Raw genomic sequence first — 16,859 nt, 5'->3', positions numbered from 1 at the left:
TCCTACGCAGGCAGCCGGCGGGTGATCATCGTCAGGCCGTCGCCGATCGGCAGCAGCACGGTGCGCGTGCGCTCATCAGCGGCGACGTGCTTGTTGAACGCGCGCATCGCCTCGGCGGTTTCGTCACCGCTGGCCCGATCGGCAACCGCGCCGCCCCACAGCACGTTGTCCACCAAGATCACGCCGCCGGGCGACAGCCGCGTGAAGATCTCGTCGTAGTAATCCGGGTAGCTGAATTTGTCGGCATCGATGAACGCCAAGTCGATGAGCGGTTCCGGCGACAGTGCACGCAGCGTGTCGAGTGCCGGCCCGATGCGGAGATCGATGCGATCAGCCACGCCTGCGCGCTCCCAGTACCGGCGGGCAATCGACGTCCATTCCTCGGACACATCGCAGCAGATGAGCTGTGCGCCCGGATCCAAGGCACTGGCGACGCACAAGGCTGAGTACCCGGTGAATGTGCCCACCTCGACGGCCAGCCGCGGACGAAGCGCCGTCGCCAGCACCGTCATGAACGCGCCCTGCAGCGGGCCGATCTGCATGCCGGCAACCCGGCCGAGCGATGCCGTCTCTTCAATCAGTTCGAGCTGTACCTCGCTGGGCCGCAGCGAATGTGCGGCCGCATACAGCGCAGCCCGCTCCTCCACAAACCCCGAATCCCGGGACACCCCGGCGAGGCTAGGCCGTGTTGACAAAAGGTCGGGGCGGTACCGGGTTAGGGCTTGTCTGCTGGCTGGGTACGGTTGGGCTTGCGCGCGCGTGGCGGTTCGCCTATGTTCTCCCGCTGTCACCAGTGCCGCGGCCTCTCAGGCCGTGCCAGTCGGATTGCGGGAGTCGGGTTCATGGTTCCCTCCTTTCGGCTGGCGCGGTGCTGGTGACAAGCACACCTTGTCTCCCGCTAGGAGGGAACCGCCATGCGAAGAAAAACGTTGGCTTTGGCGATGGCGCTGACAGTTGCACTGTCGAGCGTCATCGTGTTGACGGCTACGCAGCCTGCTTCGGCTGACACGCGTTATGAGACCGTGCTGGTCGAGTCGAACTGTCGCGTCGTGACTGATTACGCGAAGGTGCAGACGCCTGAGCAGGCCGCTGCTGGCACGTACACGCTGAAGCCGACCACCAGGACTGTTTGTGACCGTGTGTATGACACACGCCCCTACTATCACGCTCACTGGTATCACGTCGCTTGCGCCGGTGCCGGGGCGGCGACCAAGGGCAAGACCGGCGCGGGCATCAGCACTGCCTGCGGCTGGATGTTCATGGCCCACATCTAGGAGCGTCGTCATGCAGATCAGAAACAGGCTGGGAATAGTTCTCGGCGCCTGCTACATGGGCGCTGTCGTGGCCGCGATGTTCTCGCGTACGCAGTGGAGCCTTGCCGCCCGTCTCATGGTTGTGGTCGGCGCGATCATCGTGGTGCAGGCCGCGCTGACAGCGTTCCGGCTTCTGCGAGCGAACGGGATGCTGGCCCGACGCAATGCCCCGACCTTGGCAGAGGCGCGTGCCGCGTCCGAGCTGCGGGGGGAGCTTGCCGGGAAGTCGTCTCATGCCTGACAGGGAGACGGTCCGGCGGCTGCAAGCCGCCCGACGCGACTACGGCGAGTGGAGCGGGGCTGCTGCTCGGCTGCGGGAGATATTCCCGCCGACGGGCCGCTACCGCATCACCCGAGACGGGCAACGTCTCGCACGCGACGGCAGCGTGAAACAGCGCAGGCTGCCGCGTCGAGGACGACGCGTCCGAAGCTCAGCCTGACCGGCGTGAAGATGATTGCGGCCTGCTTGGCCGCAGCGCTTGGGGCGGCATCCTTCGCGTGCTCGGCAACGTCGAGCGCGTGCGAGGATGCCGCCTACGCGCAAGCACACGCCGAACAGGCATGGGGCAACGCCATCGAAGCCCATGAAGCCGCGCACCGAGTCGAAGCGGACGGCCATACCGTCGATCACGACGAGCACGAACTGACCGCCCGACAGATCGTGGACGCTCGTGCCGGAATGATCGTGGCCGAGCAAAACACACACAATAGCTGCTGACGCGAACGGCCAAAATCCCAACAGGTACGCGGGTTTCCGCCGATTGCTGCTATAGTCAGCAGTGACCACTCAGCGCTGTTTCATTCGCGAACGCTCGGCCCGCCGCTTCCGACTGCGGCGGGCCGAAGTCGTTCTCAGAACAGCACTGCAAATCCACATGTGTGACTCGCTGCGCGAACCATCAGACTGAGCGTTCCCATATCCCATCGAGAGGCCGGGTCAGGCCGAAGTCGGGAGGTGAGGAATATGGCTCGTGTATTCGGTATCGCTGCCAGCATCGGCTTTCTGCTTGCTGCGCTGATGACCTATCAAGTCGCCCTGACTACTGGCTGACGCTGGTCGGGATGGCCCCAGCCCTTCTTGGCTGGGGCGCTCATTCTCGTTGCCAGAACCGTCCTTGGCGGGGCTTGTCGCCCACTGTGGGCGTGCCGGTGCTGTCGGGCTTGACGTGCGGCGAGGTCTTGCGGTGCCCTGGGGTGGTGGACACGTACCACGCGGCCAGCGACGCCAATTCGAGGAACGTGACGGCGAGCTTGTGTGACCGCATGGCGATCCCCCGGAACCGCTTCAGGTCAGCGAAGGCATTCTCGACGGCGTGGCGGGCCTTGTAGAGGCCGGGATCGAAGATCACCGGACGGGTGTTGCTGCTGCGGGGCGGTATCACCGGCTCGATGCCCTGCTCGGTCAGGTCGTCGCGCAGCGTGTAGCTATCGTATGCCTTGTCAGCAATGACCTTGCCGACACCTGAGGGGGCGTCTTCGATTACAGAGCCGAACACTCGACTCTCGTTGGTGTTCCCTGCTGTGAGCATCAATCGCGCGAAGCGGCCTGCACAGTCGGTCAGCGCGATGAGCTTGGAAGTATGGCCCCCCGCTGTGGACCCGATGGCCTGAATTCGTCGGGACTCAGCGGGGGGCCTTCGCTTTTTCTCGCGCCGGCAGCGTCCTGATGCACCTTGATGAACGTGCCGTCCACCTGCGAGATCGACAGATCCAGGCTGTCCGCGCTCGCCGCCAGCACCTGTGAGAACACGCCGCGCTCAGCCCAGCGGCGGAACCGCCGATACACGGTCTGCCACTTCCCGAACTCCTTGGGCAGCAACCGCCACTGAGCGCCCGAGTAGGCGATCCACAAGATGCCCTCCACGGTCCTTCGGTGGTCGTCGCAATAGGGGCGACCGTGATGGCCCGAAGCCGAAGGCAGCAGCGGCGCTATCTGCTGCCATTGCTCATCGCTGAGCCGTTTCTCTGCCGTCACAGCGCAACCTCCACCGACTCGGCGGGGTCACGTCCATATCTGCACAATCGAGCCATCACTGGCTCCTTCCATCCTGCCCTGCCTGCTCTGCCGGAGTCCGCAGGGACATCCATTACGTGCTTCAATTCTGCCTCATCCAGCACCCCGACAGAGGCCATCTGAAGCGCGACGCAGCCCCCGTCAGGATGGCCACGGGGGCTGCGATCACAAGTCGGCGCAAGCGCCGGACTCCGGCGCAGCCAGAATAGCGCAGCCTGTCAAGCAACCACCGACGACACACGTTCCGGCGCGCTCATCGCGCAGTGGCAGCGTCCATCAGCCGCCGCACACGCTTGGTCCGACGCATGAGCCGCCGACGCAGACTGCGCTTCACTTGGCGCTCGATCATCTCGTACGCCCGCTTGTCGTCACCAGCGGGAACACCCTTCACACGAGGGACCGAGGCCAGCCAGCGAACACCGTTCTCCAAGCGAATGATCCGGCAGCCGTAACGCACGCTGTTAGCGCTGCGGCGATGGTCAGGATCGATCAGCCGTCGTCTCGCTCCGATCCACCACCAGCCGAAACGCGTAGGACGGTGAAGCCCGACCATCGACAACAAGTCGTTACGGCCAAGCTGCACAGCCAACCGAACCGACACCTGCCACTTCAAGCGAGGCCACGACAACATCGCGAAGCTCAGCACCGCAGCCAACGCGCCCAGTTGAACAATCACAACTCACCTTTTGTCAACACGGCCTAGGTTGCCGAGATGGATCGTCGGCATGTTCAGCCGCTCGACGCACCGCCGCCAGACCGCTTGGTGCTCGAATACAAGGGTTACATCGGCGAAGTCTCATGCGACGAAGAGACGGGACTGCTGCATGCGCGCGTGGTCAACAGCGGCTCCTACCCCGTCGCTAATGCTGAAGCCGCTGAACCCGTCAGCCTCAAACGTGAATTCCGACGCTCGATCGACGTGTACCTCGACGGATGCAAGGAACTCCAAGTCGATCCGATCGCTCCATAGCCAGACCGAATCGGATGGCAGCGCGCGCAACTGCTCAAGGCCATCACCGACGAGGTCTGGGCAGAGGCGGCCATCGGCTTCGGCGACCCTGAGCTGACCAGCGGATAAGTCCCGGCGGCGGCGGTTACCTCACCGCTGAGGGACGTCAAGCCGTCATCGTCGAGCCGTCATCCCTGTGCCGCCAAGGCCGAGCGGGCTGCGACTCTGCGCTACAGGTCGATCGCCACGCCGGAGTTGTCGTCCCGGGAGACTTCCAATCCTGCGGGAACGCCAACCGAGTCTTCCGCGGTTCCGAGCCCGTAGGTGCGGCGCGCATCGAGAGCGTCGATGCCAAGAATCGCGCCGACGCGAGACCACGGCACTCCGGCATCGAGCGCCGAGCGCACGGCATCGGCCACCGCCTGCTCGCATTGCGCACGGGCGCGTGCTGCGCGCTCGAGAAGCAGCTCTGCCACTGGCACCTCGCGAGCCCGCTCCGGGAACTCGTTCTCGAACCAATCGGCCAGCTCGTCAGCTCGCTCCTCGATGTCCTCAGACGTCCAGCCCATGGGTCCTACTCCAGATAGCGAGGTCGCGCCGGCATAGCGTGGACGACCGTCTCGCCGCCGTTCTCGTCGGCAACAACGCCGACTTCGAGTGGTTGACCGCTCCGGTCACCGCCGATGTACATGATGAAGTTCTCGTCGTCCTCGTCACGGAACGCACGCATGGGGTTGCGGTAGGCGTGAAGCATGTCCTCGTCGCTGATGCCGTGCCGTCGCGCGCTGTGCCGAACGACCGGATCCACCACGGAAGTGTAGGTGCGCCGGTCGAGACCGGGCGCCGCTGGCCGCTTACGACAGAGGCCCTACAGCCTGATGCACACGGCCGGGAGGCTATTGGCGTGTCCCACTCAGAGCCCAACTGAGCAATCGGCGGACGCGTCAAGCAGACTTCGGGGGTTCGTGTCTGCGGCTGGCCTGAGGGCGGGGCACAGGCGGGAGCGCTGCGAGCCTGCGGGAGTCACATGCCGGTACTGCGATCCCACATCGACACCTCCGCTGAGTGGTTCACGAAGAACTGCGACGACATGCGCGAGCAGCTCACAGAGCTCGACGAGCTGCAGCAGCAGGCTGCGGCCGGCGGCGGGCCTCGGGCTATGGCACGCATGCGCAGCCGCGACAAGATGCCGGTGCGCGAACGCATCGCCATGGTGCTCGACCGCGACTCGCCGTTCTTCGAGATCAGCTCGCTGGCCGGCTACTGCTCGAACTACGCCGTCGGCGGCGGATTGGTGATGGGCATCGGCGTCGTGAACGGCGTCGAGTGCATGATCGAGGGCAACGATCCCACCGTGCTGGGCGGGGCCATCACGGTGTTTGCGGGCCGCAAGATCATGCGGGCCATCGAGATCTGCCGCGACAACCGCATGCCCTACATCCAGTTCGTGGAGTCGGCGGGCGGCGACCTGCGCGGCGACGACGACCCTGAGCGCCAGATGCTCGAGCAGGAGAGCCACTTCGCCGAATCCGGCCGGCTTTTCTATGACGTCACCGAGCTGTCGAAGATGAAGATCCCCTCGATCTCGGTGGTGTTCGGCAGCTCCACCGCCGGGGGCGCCTACCAGCCCGGCATGAGCGACTACAACATCTTCATCCGCAACCAGTCCAAGGTCTTCCTGGGCGGGCCGCCGCTGGTGAAGATGGCCACCGGCGAGGACTCCGACGACGAAACGCTCGGCGGGGCGCAGATGCACGCCGAGATCTCGGGCCTCGCCGACTACCTGGCCGAGGACGAAGCCGACGCGCTGCGCATCTGCCGCGAGGTGGTGGCGCATCTCAACTGGCGCAAGCTGGGTCCCGGGCCCACCATGCCGGCCGATCCCCCGGTGCACGATCCCGAGGAGCTGCTCGGGCTGATGCCGCGGGACTTGCAGGCGATGATCGACTGCCGCGAGGTGATCGCCCGCATCGCCGACGGCTCCCGCTTCGAGGAGTTCAAGGCCCGCTACGGCACCACGCTCATCTGCGGCTGGGCCTCCGTGCACGGCTTCCCCGTGGGGATCCTGGGCAACAACGGCCCGCTGTTCAGCGACAGCTCCGAGAAGGCCACGCAATTCATCCAGCTCTGCAACCAGCAGGACATTCCGCTGGTGTTCCTGCAGAACATCACCGGCTACATGGTCGGCAAAGACTTCGAGCAGGGCGGCATCGTCAAGAACGGCTCGAAAATGATCAACGCCGTGTCCAACTCGATGGTCCCGCATATCACCGTCATCCTGGGCAACAGCTACGGCGCGGGGAACTACGGCATGTCGGGTCGGGCGTTCAACACCCGCTTCACCTACCTGTGGCCCACCGCCAAGATCGCCATCATGGGGCCCAAGCAGATCGCAGGCGTCATGTCGATCGTGCGGCGGGGCCAGGCGATGCGTCGCGGCATCGAGTTCGACGAGGATGCCGACCGCAAGATCACCGAGCAGGTGGAGCACTATCACGAGCTGAAATCGCTGGCCCCCTACGCCAGTGGGCGCGTCACCGATGACGGTGTCATCGACCCCCGCGACACCCGTGACGTGATCGCGATGTCGCTGTCTGCATGCCACAACAACGTGGTGAAAGGCGCCGATGGCTTCGGCGTCTTCCGGATGTAAGGGCGGCTGGGTATGACTGATTCTGAGCTTCGACCGATCCGGCGCCTGCTCGTGGCCAACCGCGGCGAGATCGCCCGGCGGGTGTTCCGCACCGCACATTCGATGGGCATCTCCACCGTTGCCGTCTATGCCGACGGTGACGCTGAGGCACCCTTCGTGACCGACGCGGACCTGTCCGTGCCGCTCGGCGACCGCACGGCGACCGACTCGTACCTGTCCATCGACAAGGTGATCGCGGCGGCCACTGCCAGCGCTGCCGATGCCGTGCATCCGGGCTACGGCTTCCTGTCGGAGAACGCCGACTTCGCCCAAGCAGTGATCGACGCCGGGCTGGTCTGGGTGGGGCCTGCGCCGGCGGCGATTGCGGCCATGGGCGACAAGCTGGCCGCCAAGGAATCGATGATCGCTGCCGGTGTGCCAACGCTGCCGTCGGTGCCAGTGGCTGATTCGATGTCCGGCGATGACCTGGCTGCTGCCGGCACCGACGTCGGCTACCCCCTGCTGGTCAAGGCATCGGCGGGCGGCGGCGGCAAGGGAATGCGCATCGTCGATTCCGCCGACGCCCTCGCCGACGCCGTTGCCGCTGCCCGGCGCGAGGCCGTCGGCGCATTCGGCGACGACACGGTGTTCTTGGAGCGCTACCTGCCTGCGCCGCGCCACGTGGAGATCCAGGTGCTCGGTGACACCCACGGCAACCTGGTGCACTGTTTCGAGCGGGAATGCTCCATCCAGCGGCGCCATCAGAAGGTCATCGAGGAGGCACCGTCGCCCGCCGTGACACCTGCGCTGCGCGACCGCATGGGCGCCGCAGCCGTCGCGGCCGTTCGCACCATCGGCTACCACTCGGCCGGCACCGTCGAGTTCCTGCTCGAGGGCAGCGGCGACGACGCCGAGTTCTGGTTCCTCGAGGTCAACACCCGCCTGCAGGTCGAGCATCCGGTCACCGAGGAGATCACGGGCCTCGATCTGGTCCGGGAGCAGATCCGCATCGCGGCCGGCGAACCGCTGGGCTACGGCCAAGACGACCTGACCATCCGCGGGCATGCCACCGAGGCCCGCCTGTACGCGGAGGATCCCGCCAGCGGATTCCTGCCCGCCACCGGCACGATCGAATTGTGGGCGCCAGCGCGCGATCCGCAGGCACGTTTCGATTCCGGCATCGAGGTGGGGTCGGTGGTCGGCACCGAGTTCGACCCGATGCTGGCCAAGGTGGTCATGGCGGCGCCGACGCGCACAGAGGCCGCGCTCGGACTGGCATCGGCGCTCGACCGCACACGATTGGGCGGCGTCGTCACGAATCGAGACTTCCTCTGCACCGTGCTGCGCAGCGACGAGTTCCTCGCCGGCGACACCACGACGGATTTCATCGCGCGAACCGGGCTCGCGAGCGACTCGCCGCCGTACCGAGGCCAGTTCCTTCACGCGGCGGCATCGGCGGTGGCGCTGGTCTCGCAGGCCCGTAATCGGTCTCGGGCGACCGCGCTGAGCTTCATGAGCTCCGGTTACCGCAACAGCGTGATGCCCGACGAGGTGCTGCCGCTGACAGCGCTCGATCCATCCGCAGGCGATGTGGATGTGAGCGTGACCTACCGGCGGCAGCGAGACGGCAGCTACCGGCTTCGAGTCGCCCCGCTGCGAGCGGACGCGCCGTACGCCCCTCCCGACGACAGCGAAGCGCCACCGGACGACGACGGCAGTCGCGACAGCGACGACGGCGATCTGCCAGAGGCCAGCGAGTTCGTCGTTCGGCCCCACTCGATCCAGATCCACGCCATCGCCGACGACCACATCCGAACCGACGCTGGCGGCGGGGTGACCGACGCACCGCCCGCTGAGGAGTTCGACGCGGAGCTCGATGTCGAGACGGGCAGCATGCGGGGCACCTGGCAGGTCAGCAGGCGCGGCCACAACTGGTACGTGACGGGCCCGCTCACGGGTTCGGCGACCCTGCGGGAACGGTCCCGGTTCCCCGATCCCGATGCCGAGGCTGTCGAAGGGGGATTGGTCGCTCCGATGCCGGGCAAGGTGCTGATGGTCGACGTGCAGCCCGGCGACCGGGTGACCTCAGGCCAGGTGCTCGTGGTGATGGAGGCCATGAAGATGGAGCACCAGATCACCGCACCAGCAGACGGTGAGGTGAGCGAAGTGCGGGCTGCGGTCGGCGACCAAGTCGACAACGGCGAGCTGCTGGTCGTGATCACGGCAGACAGCTAGCGATCTGACAACGGTGCCGATGACCACGGTGCAACAGCGTCGTACAGTTCGGCGTCCGACCGGGGGGCGGGAGCTCCGCTATGCGCTACGACCTGCAGACGCTGCGAGGTGATGTCGCGGGCGGCGTGACCGCGGCGGCTATCTCCATCACGCCCGCTGCAACGTTCGGCGTGGTATCGGGACTCGGGGCCGCGAGCGGCATCTACGGCGCCGCGGCAGTGGGCTTCTTCATCGGCGTCTTCGAGCGGTCTCGACCCCAGATGGGATCAGTCAGCAGCGTCCTGGCCGTTGCAATGGCGTCCGTGGTCGCGACCCATGCCGACACGGCCGCTGAGGCATTCACGATCGCGATGCTCGCCGGCGTCATCCAGCTCTTGTTGAGCATCCTGCGCATCGGCAGCTACGTCACCTACACCCCGTATTCGGTGATCGCTGGATTCACGTCGGGAATCGGCGTGATGATTGTGCTCTCGATGGTCAACGCCTTCTTGGGCGATCCGGTCAAGATCACCAAGCCCGTGAATGCGATCCAAGGCTGGCCCGACGCATTCGATTCGTTCAACTCAGGCGCGCTGGTCATCGGGCTGGCGGCACTGGGCGTCTCGCTGCTATGGCCTCAGCGGCTGCGCAAGCTGCTGCCCGCCATGGTCGCGGCGCTGCTGGCCGGGACCCTGCTCAGTGTGTTGTGGCTGAGCGACGTGCCGACGCTCGAGGGCATCTCTCGCGCTCTGCCCGAGTTGCAGCGCCCAAATCTCTCGCTGGGATTCCTCGCTAGCGCCGTCGTGCCGGCCTTGACCATTGCGCTGCTCAGCACCGTGCGCGGGCTGCTGGCCGCTTTGGCGGTGGATGCGCAGACCCGCACGCAGCTCGACCCAGACAAGGGGCTGCTGGGCACCGGCATCGGCAACGTGGCCGCCGGATTGATCGGTGGATTGCCGGGGAATCTGACATTCGTCTCGTCGATTCTGGCGTGGCGGATGGGAGCCCGTACACCGATCTCACCCGTCGTCCGCTCGCTGACGCTCTTGGTGCTGATTCTCGGCCTGGCACCGCTGCTCGCCTACGTGCCCCACGCTGCATTGGCAGGCATGCTCGCCGTGATCGGCTGGCAGCTCATCGACTGGCGGTTCTTGGCGCGGCTCCGGCGAGTGCAGCGCGAGCACCTGCTGATCATGCTCACCACGCTCGGGATCACAGTCTTCGTCGACTTGGTCACTGCCGTCGCCGTGGGGCTGATCGTGGCCGGCATGATCGGAGCTCGCCAGTTCGAACGACTCCAGCTCGACAGCGTCGTCTCGGTGCCTCTGCTCGACCAGATCTTCCTGTACGAGCACAGCGCGGAGTCGCACGGCATCAGCCCGTATTCCGCGCGCACCGGCATCGTCAAACTGCGCGGCAGCTTCACCGTGGCCTCGTCCAGCAAGCTCATCCGCACCATCGGCGACGACATCGTCGGCCACGAGGTCGTCATCGTGGACTTCTCCGAGACCGAGTACATCGACGACAGCGCCGCGCTCGTCATCGAGCAGCTCATCGACACCGCCGCAGACGGCGATGCAACGTGCATAGTCCTCAACCTCGACGGTGCGCCCTCCGCCACTCTCGAGTCTCTCAACGCTCTCCGCCGCATCCCGTCCGAGCACATGGTCGGCTCGCTCGACGAAGCTCAGGACATTGCCCGGCGCCTGCTCGTCGACAAATCCGAAGGCGGTCCCCCTCCCTCCCGTCGCTTGACCGGTCCTGACTCGTCAGATCTCTAGACACACCGACGCGCCGGTCGGCCTGCCCTGCACGGCACAACCGGGGCGTCACTGGACGGGGCTACTCTCATCGCCACATCCCGGGGGCACGGGGCCGCCGGGCGAACAGGGGATCTCCCATGAGCACTGCAGCAGTACATCGTCCCGGACGGCTGGGCGATCCGACGATGACGCTGGCGACCGATCCCAGAGCCGACCGCCGGATGGTGGCGGTGATGGAACCCATGGGCATCGCCGACGAGTCGCCCCCCACGCCGGTCACTGCCAGCTCATCGCTCGACGAGATGCACGCGTACGTGGACGCCGCCGAGCCCATGTATGAGACGCTCTTCGACGCGCTGTACGACACCCTGCCGCCCGTCGAAGGCGTGTCGTCGCGCACTGAAGTGATCAGCGGCATCGACGGCAACGACATCGCTCTGTACATCCATGCACCGGCCGATGCCGACGGCCCGCTGCCGTGCGTGTACCACATCCATGGCGGCGGCATGGTGCTGCTCAAGGCATCGGGCAAGTCGTACGTGCGCTGGCGTGACGAACTCGCCGCACTGGGCCTAGTGGCCGTGGGCGTGGAGTTTCGCAACGCCAGCGGGGCACTGGGCCGTCACCCCTTTCCCGCCGGGCTGAACGACTGTATGTCGGGCTTGCAGTGGGTGGCCACCAACAAGGAGGCCCTGGGCATCAGCACCATCACCGTCTCGGGCGAGTCCGGCGGCGGCAACCTCACCCTCGCGACCACATTGAAGGCCAAACACGACGGTTGCCTCGACATCATCGACGGCGTGTTCGCGCAGTGCCCGTACATCTCCGGCGCCTACAGCGACCCGCCCGCCGACCTGCCGTCGCTGATCGAGAACGACCAGTACTTCCTGGACGTGGCCAACATGGGCGCGATCATGCGGCTGTACGACCCGACTGGCGCCAGCGACAACAACCCCTTGGCGTGGCCGCTGCATGCCTCCGAGCAGGACTTGACCGGGCTGCCGCCGCATGTCATCTCGGTGAACGAGCTCGACCCACTGCGCGACGAGGGGCTCGCCTACTACCGCAAGCTGCTGGCGGCCGGCAATGCAGCCCAGTCGCGCACGGTCAACGGCACCTGCCACGCAGGCGACGTGATCTTCCGCGGCGCCATCCCCGATGTCTACGCCGCCACCGCCGCAGCCCTGCGCGACTTCGCCTACTCCATGTAGCGGGCGACTCGATCTCCGTGTCCGCAGCAGCGCCGGGCGAGGGCATCACCTACGAACCGGACGAGAAGTGCTCCATTGCGCTGTCGCTGGGAATGGGCATCCAGGGTGTGGTGCTCGCATTGGCGCCAACGGTGCTGGGCATGTCGCTCTTCGTGCAGGCAGCAAATCTGAGCCAGCGTCAGGCGACGTGGGCGGTGGTCGCTGCGATCCTGGTATGCGGCATGACGAGCGTGCTGTCAGCAGCTCGCCTCGGCCCTGTCGGCGGCGGGCACAACCTGCTCATCATCAGCTCGACCGCCTTTCTGGCGGTCTCGATCCTCGCTGTGAATCGTGCTGGGCCCCAGACGTTCGCGTCACTCGTCGTTGCTTCGGCCCTGTGCCACATCGTGCTGGCGCGCTGGCTCCACCGGCTGAGCCGAATCATCACGCCGGTCGTCTCGGGCGTTGTCCTGATGCTGATTGCGATCGGCGTCATGCAGGTCGCGGTGGATCGGCTCGATGGATCGTCCGAGGGTGTGACGGCGGCTGCGGAACCTGCGGTGGCGCTCATCACCATCCTGAGCGCTGCGGCGGTCGCGATGCGTGCCCGGGGCCGGCTCCGGCTCTGGTCGCCGGTCCTCGCGGTCATCGTGGCATGCGTCATCGCCGCCCTCTTCGGCCTGTTCGACCTCGAAGGTGTGCGCGACGCCGCTTGGATCGCACTGCCGCGCCCGGACATGCCAGGACTCGATCTGACGCCGGGCGTCGATTTCTGGACACTGCTGCCGATGTTTCTCGTCGTCTCGTTGGCCAGTGTCATCAAGACGATGACGACCAGCGTGGTGCTTCAACGTGTCTCGTGGCGCCAACCCACCACTCCCGACTACCGATTGGTGCGGGGCACGGTCAACGCCATCGGCGTCGGCTCGCTCGCAGGCGGGTTGGCGGGCACGCTCCCGGTGGGCACGATGGACGCCACCTCGATCTCGTTCGCTTCCCTGACCGGCGTCGCGGCACGTCGGGTGGGCTACAGCATCGGCGCCATCTTCGTGGCCTTGGCGATGCTGCCGAAGTTCGTGGCTGCGTTGCTGTCCATTCCCCATGCCGTGACCTCGGGCTACCTGATCTTCTTCATGGGCCTGCTGTTCGTGGAGGGCCTCCGCTTGGTGTTCCAAGACGGCATCGCACCGCAGAAGGCTGTGATCGTGGGCGTCTCCATCGGCATCGGCGCCAGCCTGCACGGCAACAATCTGATGGAGTCGATCATCGGGGGTGCTTGGGGGGCGTTGCTCGGCAACGGCATGATCCTCGGCACGCTGACAGCGCTCTTGCTGACCGCGTACATCGAGCTGAGCAGTCGCAAGCGCAGCAGGCTCGAAGCCGAGCTCAAGGCGGAGGCGCTGCGGGAGGTCGACGGCTTCCTGTCGGAGGTTGCCGCCAGCGTCGGCTGGAACGAAGCGTCGGCGAATCGGCTGCGCCTCGTCGGGGAGGAATCACTGCTGAGCCTCATCGAAGCCAGCGAGGAGGAGTCTCAGCCCCGCCTCGTTGTCATCGCGCAGCCTGCACCGGCCAAGATCGAACTGGAGCTGCGAGCGTCGCTGGATGCAGAGAATCTCGAAGACCGGCTGACCTTCCTGAGCGAACGATCCGAGGCATCTCACGAGGGGGCCTTCTCGCTGCGCCTTCTGAGCCACTTCGCCTCGACAGTGCGCCACCGGCAGTACTCGGGCATCGACATCATCACTGTCGAAGTCGAGCGCAGATAGCGGCGGACCGTAGGGTTGCAGCTATCGGCCGATTTATGTGAGACGGACAGGAAAAACGCCATGGACACATCGCTCTTTCAGCTCGAAGGCAAGAATGCGTTGGTGGTCGGCGGGGGGCAAGGCATGGGCGAAGCCACCGCGAGGCTCCTGGCGCAAGTCGGCTGCGGTGTCGCCGTTGCCGACATCAAGGGCGGGAGCGCCGAGCGGGTCGCCGCCGAGGTCGCCGACATGGGCCAGCCCAGCGCGCCGATAGTCGGCGACGTGCTCGACGATGATCAGGTGCCCCGAATTGTCGAGCGGGCCGAGGCCGCGCTCGGAGGACTCGACGTCCTGGTGGCGACCGTCGGCCAAGCATCCTTCGCCCCGCTCGTCGACATGAAGCCCGAGCAGTGGGACCGCGACCAGCACTTCAACCTGCGCTATTTCTTCCTCATCGCGCGTGAAGCGGCCCGCTCGATGATCGCCCGCGGTACGCCCGGCGCGATGACGTGCGTCTCGTCGGTAGCCGGGCTGCAATCCGCTCCCAATCACGCCTCCTACGGCGTGGCGAAGGCCGGTCTCGTGAACTTGGTGCGATCGATGGCCGTCGAATGGGCACCGCACCACATCCGCGTCAATGCGATAGCGCCCGGGAGCATCGCCACGCCGCGTATCCCTGCCACACCCGAGCGGCAGGAGAGGACGCGCGAGGGCCTGATCCCGACCAAGCGCCTCGGAACGGTCGACGAAGTCGCCAAAGCGGCCCTGTTCCTGGTCTCGGACTTGGCGAGCTACGTCACCGGCACCACCCTGGCGGTCGGCGGAGGCTGGATGGCCGCCTCCATCTTGGGCGTTCCCTCCGTACCTGATGGCGGCAAACTCGACGCCACCGCCGGCCTGACCTGAACGACGAGGCCTCAGTTCGCCAACGCGGGCAGCACTTCGCGGACCATCAGTTCCGCATACCGCTTCGGGGCATCGTCGGTGTCGTCCACGGTGGGACCCATCACCACGATCCTGTCGATTCCCAAGTCGACGATTTCTTGGATTCGCCGGATGCACGTGTCCGGCGGCCCGACGATCGCGAACCGGTCTACGAATTCCGCGGACACGTCGAGCGATGGGCCGCGGTCCCACATTCGGTACCCCTCGTGCGCACTCGCAAAGAGCTCCTTCGCCGCCTTCGTGGCCGGACCGTGTGTCTTGCCGTGCAACGTCGAGAAGCGCACGAACGTGTCCAAGAACGGGATCGTGTCGGGAGCAGACTCGGACTCCGCGTGGCAGACGACATTCAGGTATGCGCCATAGCGCACGCCGTCCGGGTCCAGGCCTGCCTCGCGACGCGCGGCTCGGGCCTGCTGCAATCCCCATCTCAGTCGCTCGATGTCTGCCCCGAGGGCGAACATGACGATGTCGGCGTGTTTCGCCACGGTCCCGATCACCCTCGGCCCGGTCGCTGCGCCGTAGACGGGCACTTTCTCGTCCCGTGAATCGATCCATCTGAGTCGGCTCTCATCAGATGCGTCTGCAACTTGGACTGCATCGACGGGTGGCGCCATCTCGCGCCACCAAGGTGTCAGCTCGCCAAATGCCACGCTGTCCCCCCTCAGATAGGTCTGCAGCGCCTTCAGGTAGCTCTCCAGCAGCCTCGTGTAGGCGGGTGCGTGCCCCACAAACGCGAGCGCCGAGTCGCCCCGGCCGATTCCCAGCGACGCTCGCCCCCCTGACACCTCCTGAATGCTTGCGATCGCCCCGGCCGTCACGGCCGGGTGACGGGTCACCGGGTTCGTCACATCGGTGCTCAGCTGGATCCGCTCGGTCGCTGCGGCCGCCAACGCCAGACAGACATACACATCTCCGCAGAGATTCTGATTGTCAAGAAACCCGATGCCATGCCAGCCCGCTTCTTCCGCCATCGCCGCGAATTCCGCGGCGCGGCGCGTACGCGGACGAACGGCCGTGATGAGCTCCAGCGTTTGAGTCATCAAACCTCCTGACTTCCGTTCCCCGCTCTCCTGATCCCTGGATCTGTCGACAGGCGATCAGTCGTCAGATTCGGCGGCACCCGGGATGCGATCCATGAGTCGGTCAAGTCTGGCGTGTCTCCCGGCTTGCGGTCCGGCATTGCGAGCGTCCTGAGGCTCGCGTCGCGTTCAGAGGCCGAGCACTCGCGCGGCGTTGTCGCGCAGGTACTTGCGCTCGATGTGCGGCGGCAGTTCCCAGCCGGCCACGATGCGGCGCAGGTCGGTGAGCGGGCCGCAGTTGGGATAGACGCTGCCGAACAGGATCTGGTCGGGAAGCTGGCGGGCCAATGCGGTCACATAATCCTCGGAGCCGGGGAAGCCGTAGTGGACGTACTGGCCGGGCACGATCACCACGTTGGGCTGCTTGTAGGCCACGCCCAGCGCCTCGCGCACATACGGCCAGCCGCCGTGCTGGATCGACACGGTCAAGCCGGGGAAGTCGGTGGCGACGTGGTCGGCGTACTCGGGGCGGCAGTCGTCTTGGTACGGCCCGAGCAGGCAGCTCATGGTGGTGGACACGATCAGCCTGAGGCGCTGCGCCTCCTCATATATCGGGTAGAGCTCGCGGTCGTCGAACCGGCGGCTGATCTGGGCGGTGGACGGATCGACGGTGACGCCGCGCATGCCCTGGCGTGCCAGCTCGCCGACGGCCGACACTGCGGCCTCGACATCGCTGGGCTCGACCGAGCCGAACCCCACGAACCGATCCGGATGCTCCGAGACGATCTGGCGGATCTCGGCGGAGCCGGTGGGGTCCAGCCCGCGTATGCCGGTCGGCCCCGGCACGCCGATGACGCCCAGCGCGATGCCGGCTTCGTCCATCTCGGCGAACATCAGGTCGCGAGACTGCGTCTCGAAGCTGGGGCACGGCTCGAGGCCCATTCGCTCGAGGTAGTGGTAGGTGGTCTCGGGCGTCCAGCTGCGAGCGCCGATCGGCCGGAACCGGAAGTCGATGACGCCTACGTCATCGGTGTCGCCTCCGTCGGCCGGGGGACTCCCGTCGTCGGGCACGGCA

At 66.2% G+C, this 16,859-nt stretch carries 19 protein-coding genes; 11 read left to right on the top strand and 8 right to left on the bottom strand.

What is annotated here, in order from left to right; all coding sequences use genetic code 11:
- Positions 1–2: 2 nt before the first annotated feature.
- Positions 3–668, bottom strand: coding sequence for an O-methyltransferase (locus tag ACOQPE_RS07725; protein ID WP_420611233.1), 666 nt, complete (start codon positions 666–668; stop codon positions 3–5).
- A gap of 273 nt (positions 669–941) precedes the next feature.
- Here ACOQPE_RS07725 and ACOQPE_RS07720 point away from each other — a divergent pair, with 273 nt between their 5' ends.
- From ACOQPE_RS07720 to ACOQPE_RS07705, 4 genes are read left to right on the top strand one after another with little or no spacing between them, the layout of a single operon-like run.
- On the top strand, positions 942–1,274 hold the full coding sequence (locus tag ACOQPE_RS07720) for a hypothetical protein (protein ID WP_420610899.1): 333 nt from the start codon (positions 942–944) through the stop codon (positions 1,272–1,274).
- Between the two features lie 10 nt (positions 1,275–1,284).
- Positions 1,285–1,554 (top strand): hypothetical protein, encoded by a 270-nt coding sequence (locus ACOQPE_RS07715; RefSeq protein ID WP_420610898.1) that lies wholly within the window; start codon positions 1,285–1,287, stop codon positions 1,552–1,554.
- Positions 1,547–1,753 carry a hypothetical protein gene (locus ACOQPE_RS07710; RefSeq protein ID WP_420610897.1) on the top strand — a complete coding sequence of 69 codons (207 nt, stop codon included), beginning with the start codon at positions 1,547–1,549 and terminating at the stop codon, positions 1,751–1,753. Before ACOQPE_RS07715 ends, ACOQPE_RS07710 begins: the two co-directional genes overlap by 8 nt.
- 5 nt (positions 1,754–1,758) lie before the next feature.
- The gene (locus ACOQPE_RS07705; RefSeq protein WP_420610896.1) at positions 1,759–2,031 is read left to right on the top strand and encodes a hypothetical protein; all 273 of its coding nucleotides are present in this window, start codon (positions 1,759–1,761) and stop codon (positions 2,029–2,031) included.
- Between the two features lie 373 nt (positions 2,032–2,404).
- On the opposite strand, the gene ACOQPE_RS07700 is transcribed toward ACOQPE_RS07705, so the two are convergent.
- The 3 genes from ACOQPE_RS07700 to ACOQPE_RS07690 form a co-directional block, all read right to left on the bottom strand.
- Positions 2,405–2,842 carry a transposase gene (locus tag ACOQPE_RS07700; RefSeq protein ID WP_420610895.1) on the bottom strand — a complete coding sequence of 146 codons (438 nt, stop codon included), beginning with the start codon at positions 2,840–2,842 and terminating at the stop codon, positions 2,405–2,407.
- 29 nt (positions 2,843–2,871) lie between these two features.
- Complete coding sequence (locus ACOQPE_RS07695) at positions 2,872–3,288, bottom strand: IS5 family transposase (RefSeq protein WP_420610894.1); 417 nt, start codon at positions 3,286–3,288, stop codon at positions 2,872–2,874.
- 292 nt (positions 3,289–3,580) lie between these two features.
- Entirely contained in the window at positions 3,581–4,003 is a 423-nt protein-coding gene (locus ACOQPE_RS07690) for a hypothetical protein (RefSeq protein ID WP_420610893.1), read from the bottom strand.
- 36 nt (positions 4,004–4,039) lie between these two features.
- Between ACOQPE_RS07690 and ACOQPE_RS07685 the strand changes: the two genes are divergently transcribed.
- Positions 4,040–4,297 (top strand): hypothetical protein, encoded by a 258-nt coding sequence (locus ACOQPE_RS07685; protein ID WP_420611232.1) that lies wholly within the window; start codon positions 4,040–4,042, stop codon positions 4,295–4,297.
- A gap of 209 nt (positions 4,298–4,506) precedes the next feature.
- On the opposite strand, the gene ACOQPE_RS07680 is transcribed toward ACOQPE_RS07685, so the two are convergent.
- Both ACOQPE_RS07680 and ACOQPE_RS07675 read right to left on the bottom strand, forming a co-directional pair.
- On the bottom strand, positions 4,507–4,845 hold the full coding sequence (locus ACOQPE_RS07680) for a hypothetical protein (protein ID WP_420611231.1): 339 nt from the start codon (positions 4,843–4,845) through the stop codon (positions 4,507–4,509).
- A gap of 5 nt (positions 4,846–4,850) precedes the next feature.
- A complete protein-coding gene (locus ACOQPE_RS07675) occupies positions 4,851–5,084 on the bottom strand; it encodes a hypothetical protein (RefSeq protein WP_420611230.1) in 234 nt (77 codons plus the stop codon).
- A 219-nt stretch (positions 5,085–5,303) separates the two neighbouring features.
- Here ACOQPE_RS07675 and ACOQPE_RS07670 point away from each other — a divergent pair, with 219 nt between their 5' ends.
- The 6 genes from ACOQPE_RS07670 (at position 5,304) to ACOQPE_RS07645 (ending at position 14,726) form a co-directional block, all read left to right on the top strand.
- The gene (locus ACOQPE_RS07670; protein WP_420611229.1) at positions 5,304–6,929 is read left to right on the top strand and encodes an acyl-CoA carboxylase subunit beta; all 1,626 of its coding nucleotides are present in this window, start codon (positions 5,304–5,306) and stop codon (positions 6,927–6,929) included.
- A 12-nt stretch (positions 6,930–6,941) separates the two neighbouring features.
- Positions 6,942–9,143 (top strand): acetyl/propionyl/methylcrotonyl-CoA carboxylase subunit alpha, encoded by a 2,202-nt coding sequence (locus ACOQPE_RS07665; protein WP_420611228.1) that lies wholly within the window; start codon positions 6,942–6,944, stop codon positions 9,141–9,143.
- Positions 9,144–9,223: 80 nt separating this feature from the next.
- Positions 9,224–10,903, top strand: coding sequence for a SulP family inorganic anion transporter (locus ACOQPE_RS07660; protein WP_420611227.1), 1,680 nt, complete (start codon positions 9,224–9,226; stop codon positions 10,901–10,903).
- 119 nt (positions 10,904–11,022) lie between these two features.
- Positions 11,023–12,096, top strand: coding sequence for an alpha/beta hydrolase fold domain-containing protein (locus ACOQPE_RS07655; protein WP_420611226.1), 1,074 nt, complete (start codon positions 11,023–11,025; stop codon positions 12,094–12,096).
- 17 nt (positions 12,097–12,113) lie between these two features.
- Positions 12,114–13,841 (top strand): uracil-xanthine permease family protein, encoded by a 1,728-nt coding sequence (locus ACOQPE_RS07650; RefSeq protein ID WP_420611225.1) that lies wholly within the window; start codon positions 12,114–12,116, stop codon positions 13,839–13,841.
- A gap of 60 nt (positions 13,842–13,901) precedes the next feature.
- Positions 13,902–14,726, top strand: coding sequence for an SDR family NAD(P)-dependent oxidoreductase (locus ACOQPE_RS07645; protein WP_420611224.1), 825 nt, complete (start codon positions 13,902–13,904; stop codon positions 14,724–14,726).
- An 11-nt stretch (positions 14,727–14,737) separates the two neighbouring features.
- Here ACOQPE_RS07645 and ACOQPE_RS07640 read toward each other — a convergent pair whose 3' ends face one another.
- Both ACOQPE_RS07640 and ACOQPE_RS07635 read right to left on the bottom strand, forming a co-directional pair.
- Positions 14,738–15,805: an LLM class flavin-dependent oxidoreductase gene (locus tag ACOQPE_RS07640; protein WP_420611223.1), complete on the bottom strand. Its 1,068-nt coding sequence runs from the start codon at positions 15,803–15,805 to the stop codon at positions 14,738–14,740.
- 168 nt (positions 15,806–15,973) lie between these two features.
- Positions 15,974–16,855: an amidohydrolase family protein gene (locus tag ACOQPE_RS07635; RefSeq protein WP_420611222.1), complete on the bottom strand. Its 882-nt coding sequence runs from the start codon at positions 16,853–16,855 to the stop codon at positions 15,974–15,976.
- Between the last annotated feature and the right edge of the window lie 4 nt (positions 16,856–16,859).

It is taken from the genome of Candidatus Poriferisodalis sp. (genome assembly GCF_965219595.1).
Taxonomy (GTDB): Bacteria; Actinomycetota; Acidimicrobiia; order Acidimicrobiales; family Poriferisodalaceae; genus Poriferisodalis.
This window is presented reverse-complemented; position numbering and strand designations above follow the sequence as displayed.

What these genes read in the sequence shown, in the direction of transcription:
- ACOQPE_RS07720 (WP_420610899.1), top strand. Translation starts at nt 942, where the DNA reads ATGGCGCTGACAGTTGCACTGTCGAGCGTCATCGTGTTGACGGCTACG.
- ACOQPE_RS07715 (WP_420610898.1), top strand. Translation starts at nt 1,285, where the DNA reads ATGCAGATCAGAAACAGGCTGGGAATAGTTCTCGGCGCCTGCTACATG.
- ACOQPE_RS07710 (WP_420610897.1), top strand. Translation starts at nt 1,547, where the DNA reads ATGCCTGACAGGGAGACGGTCCGGCGGCTGCAAGCCGCCCGACGCGAC.
- ACOQPE_RS07700 (WP_420610895.1), bottom strand. Translation starts at nt 2,842, where the DNA reads ATGCTCACAGCAGGGAACACCAACGAGAGTCGAGTGTTCGGCTCTGTA.
- ACOQPE_RS07685 (WP_420611232.1), top strand. Translation starts at nt 4,040, where the DNA reads ATGGATCGTCGGCATGTTCAGCCGCTCGACGCACCGCCGCCAGACCGC.
- ACOQPE_RS07680 (WP_420611231.1), bottom strand. Translation starts at nt 4,845, where the DNA reads ATGGGCTGGACGTCTGAGGACATCGAGGAGCGAGCTGACGAGCTGGCC.
- ACOQPE_RS07670 (WP_420611229.1), top strand. Translation starts at nt 5,304, where the DNA reads ATGCCGGTACTGCGATCCCACATCGACACCTCCGCTGAGTGGTTCACG.
- ACOQPE_RS07665 (WP_420611228.1), top strand. Translation starts at nt 6,942, where the DNA reads ATGACTGATTCTGAGCTTCGACCGATCCGGCGCCTGCTCGTGGCCAAC.
- ACOQPE_RS07660 (WP_420611227.1), top strand. Translation starts at nt 9,224, where the DNA reads ATGCGCTACGACCTGCAGACGCTGCGAGGTGATGTCGCGGGCGGCGTG.
- ACOQPE_RS07655 (WP_420611226.1), top strand. Translation starts at nt 11,023, where the DNA reads ATGAGCACTGCAGCAGTACATCGTCCCGGACGGCTGGGCGATCCGACG.
- ACOQPE_RS07645 (WP_420611224.1), top strand. Translation starts at nt 13,902, where the DNA reads ATGGACACATCGCTCTTTCAGCTCGAAGGCAAGAATGCGTTGGTGGTC.
- ACOQPE_RS07640 (WP_420611223.1), bottom strand. Translation starts at nt 15,805, where the DNA reads ATGACTCAAACGCTGGAGCTCATCACGGCCGTTCGTCCGCGTACGCGC.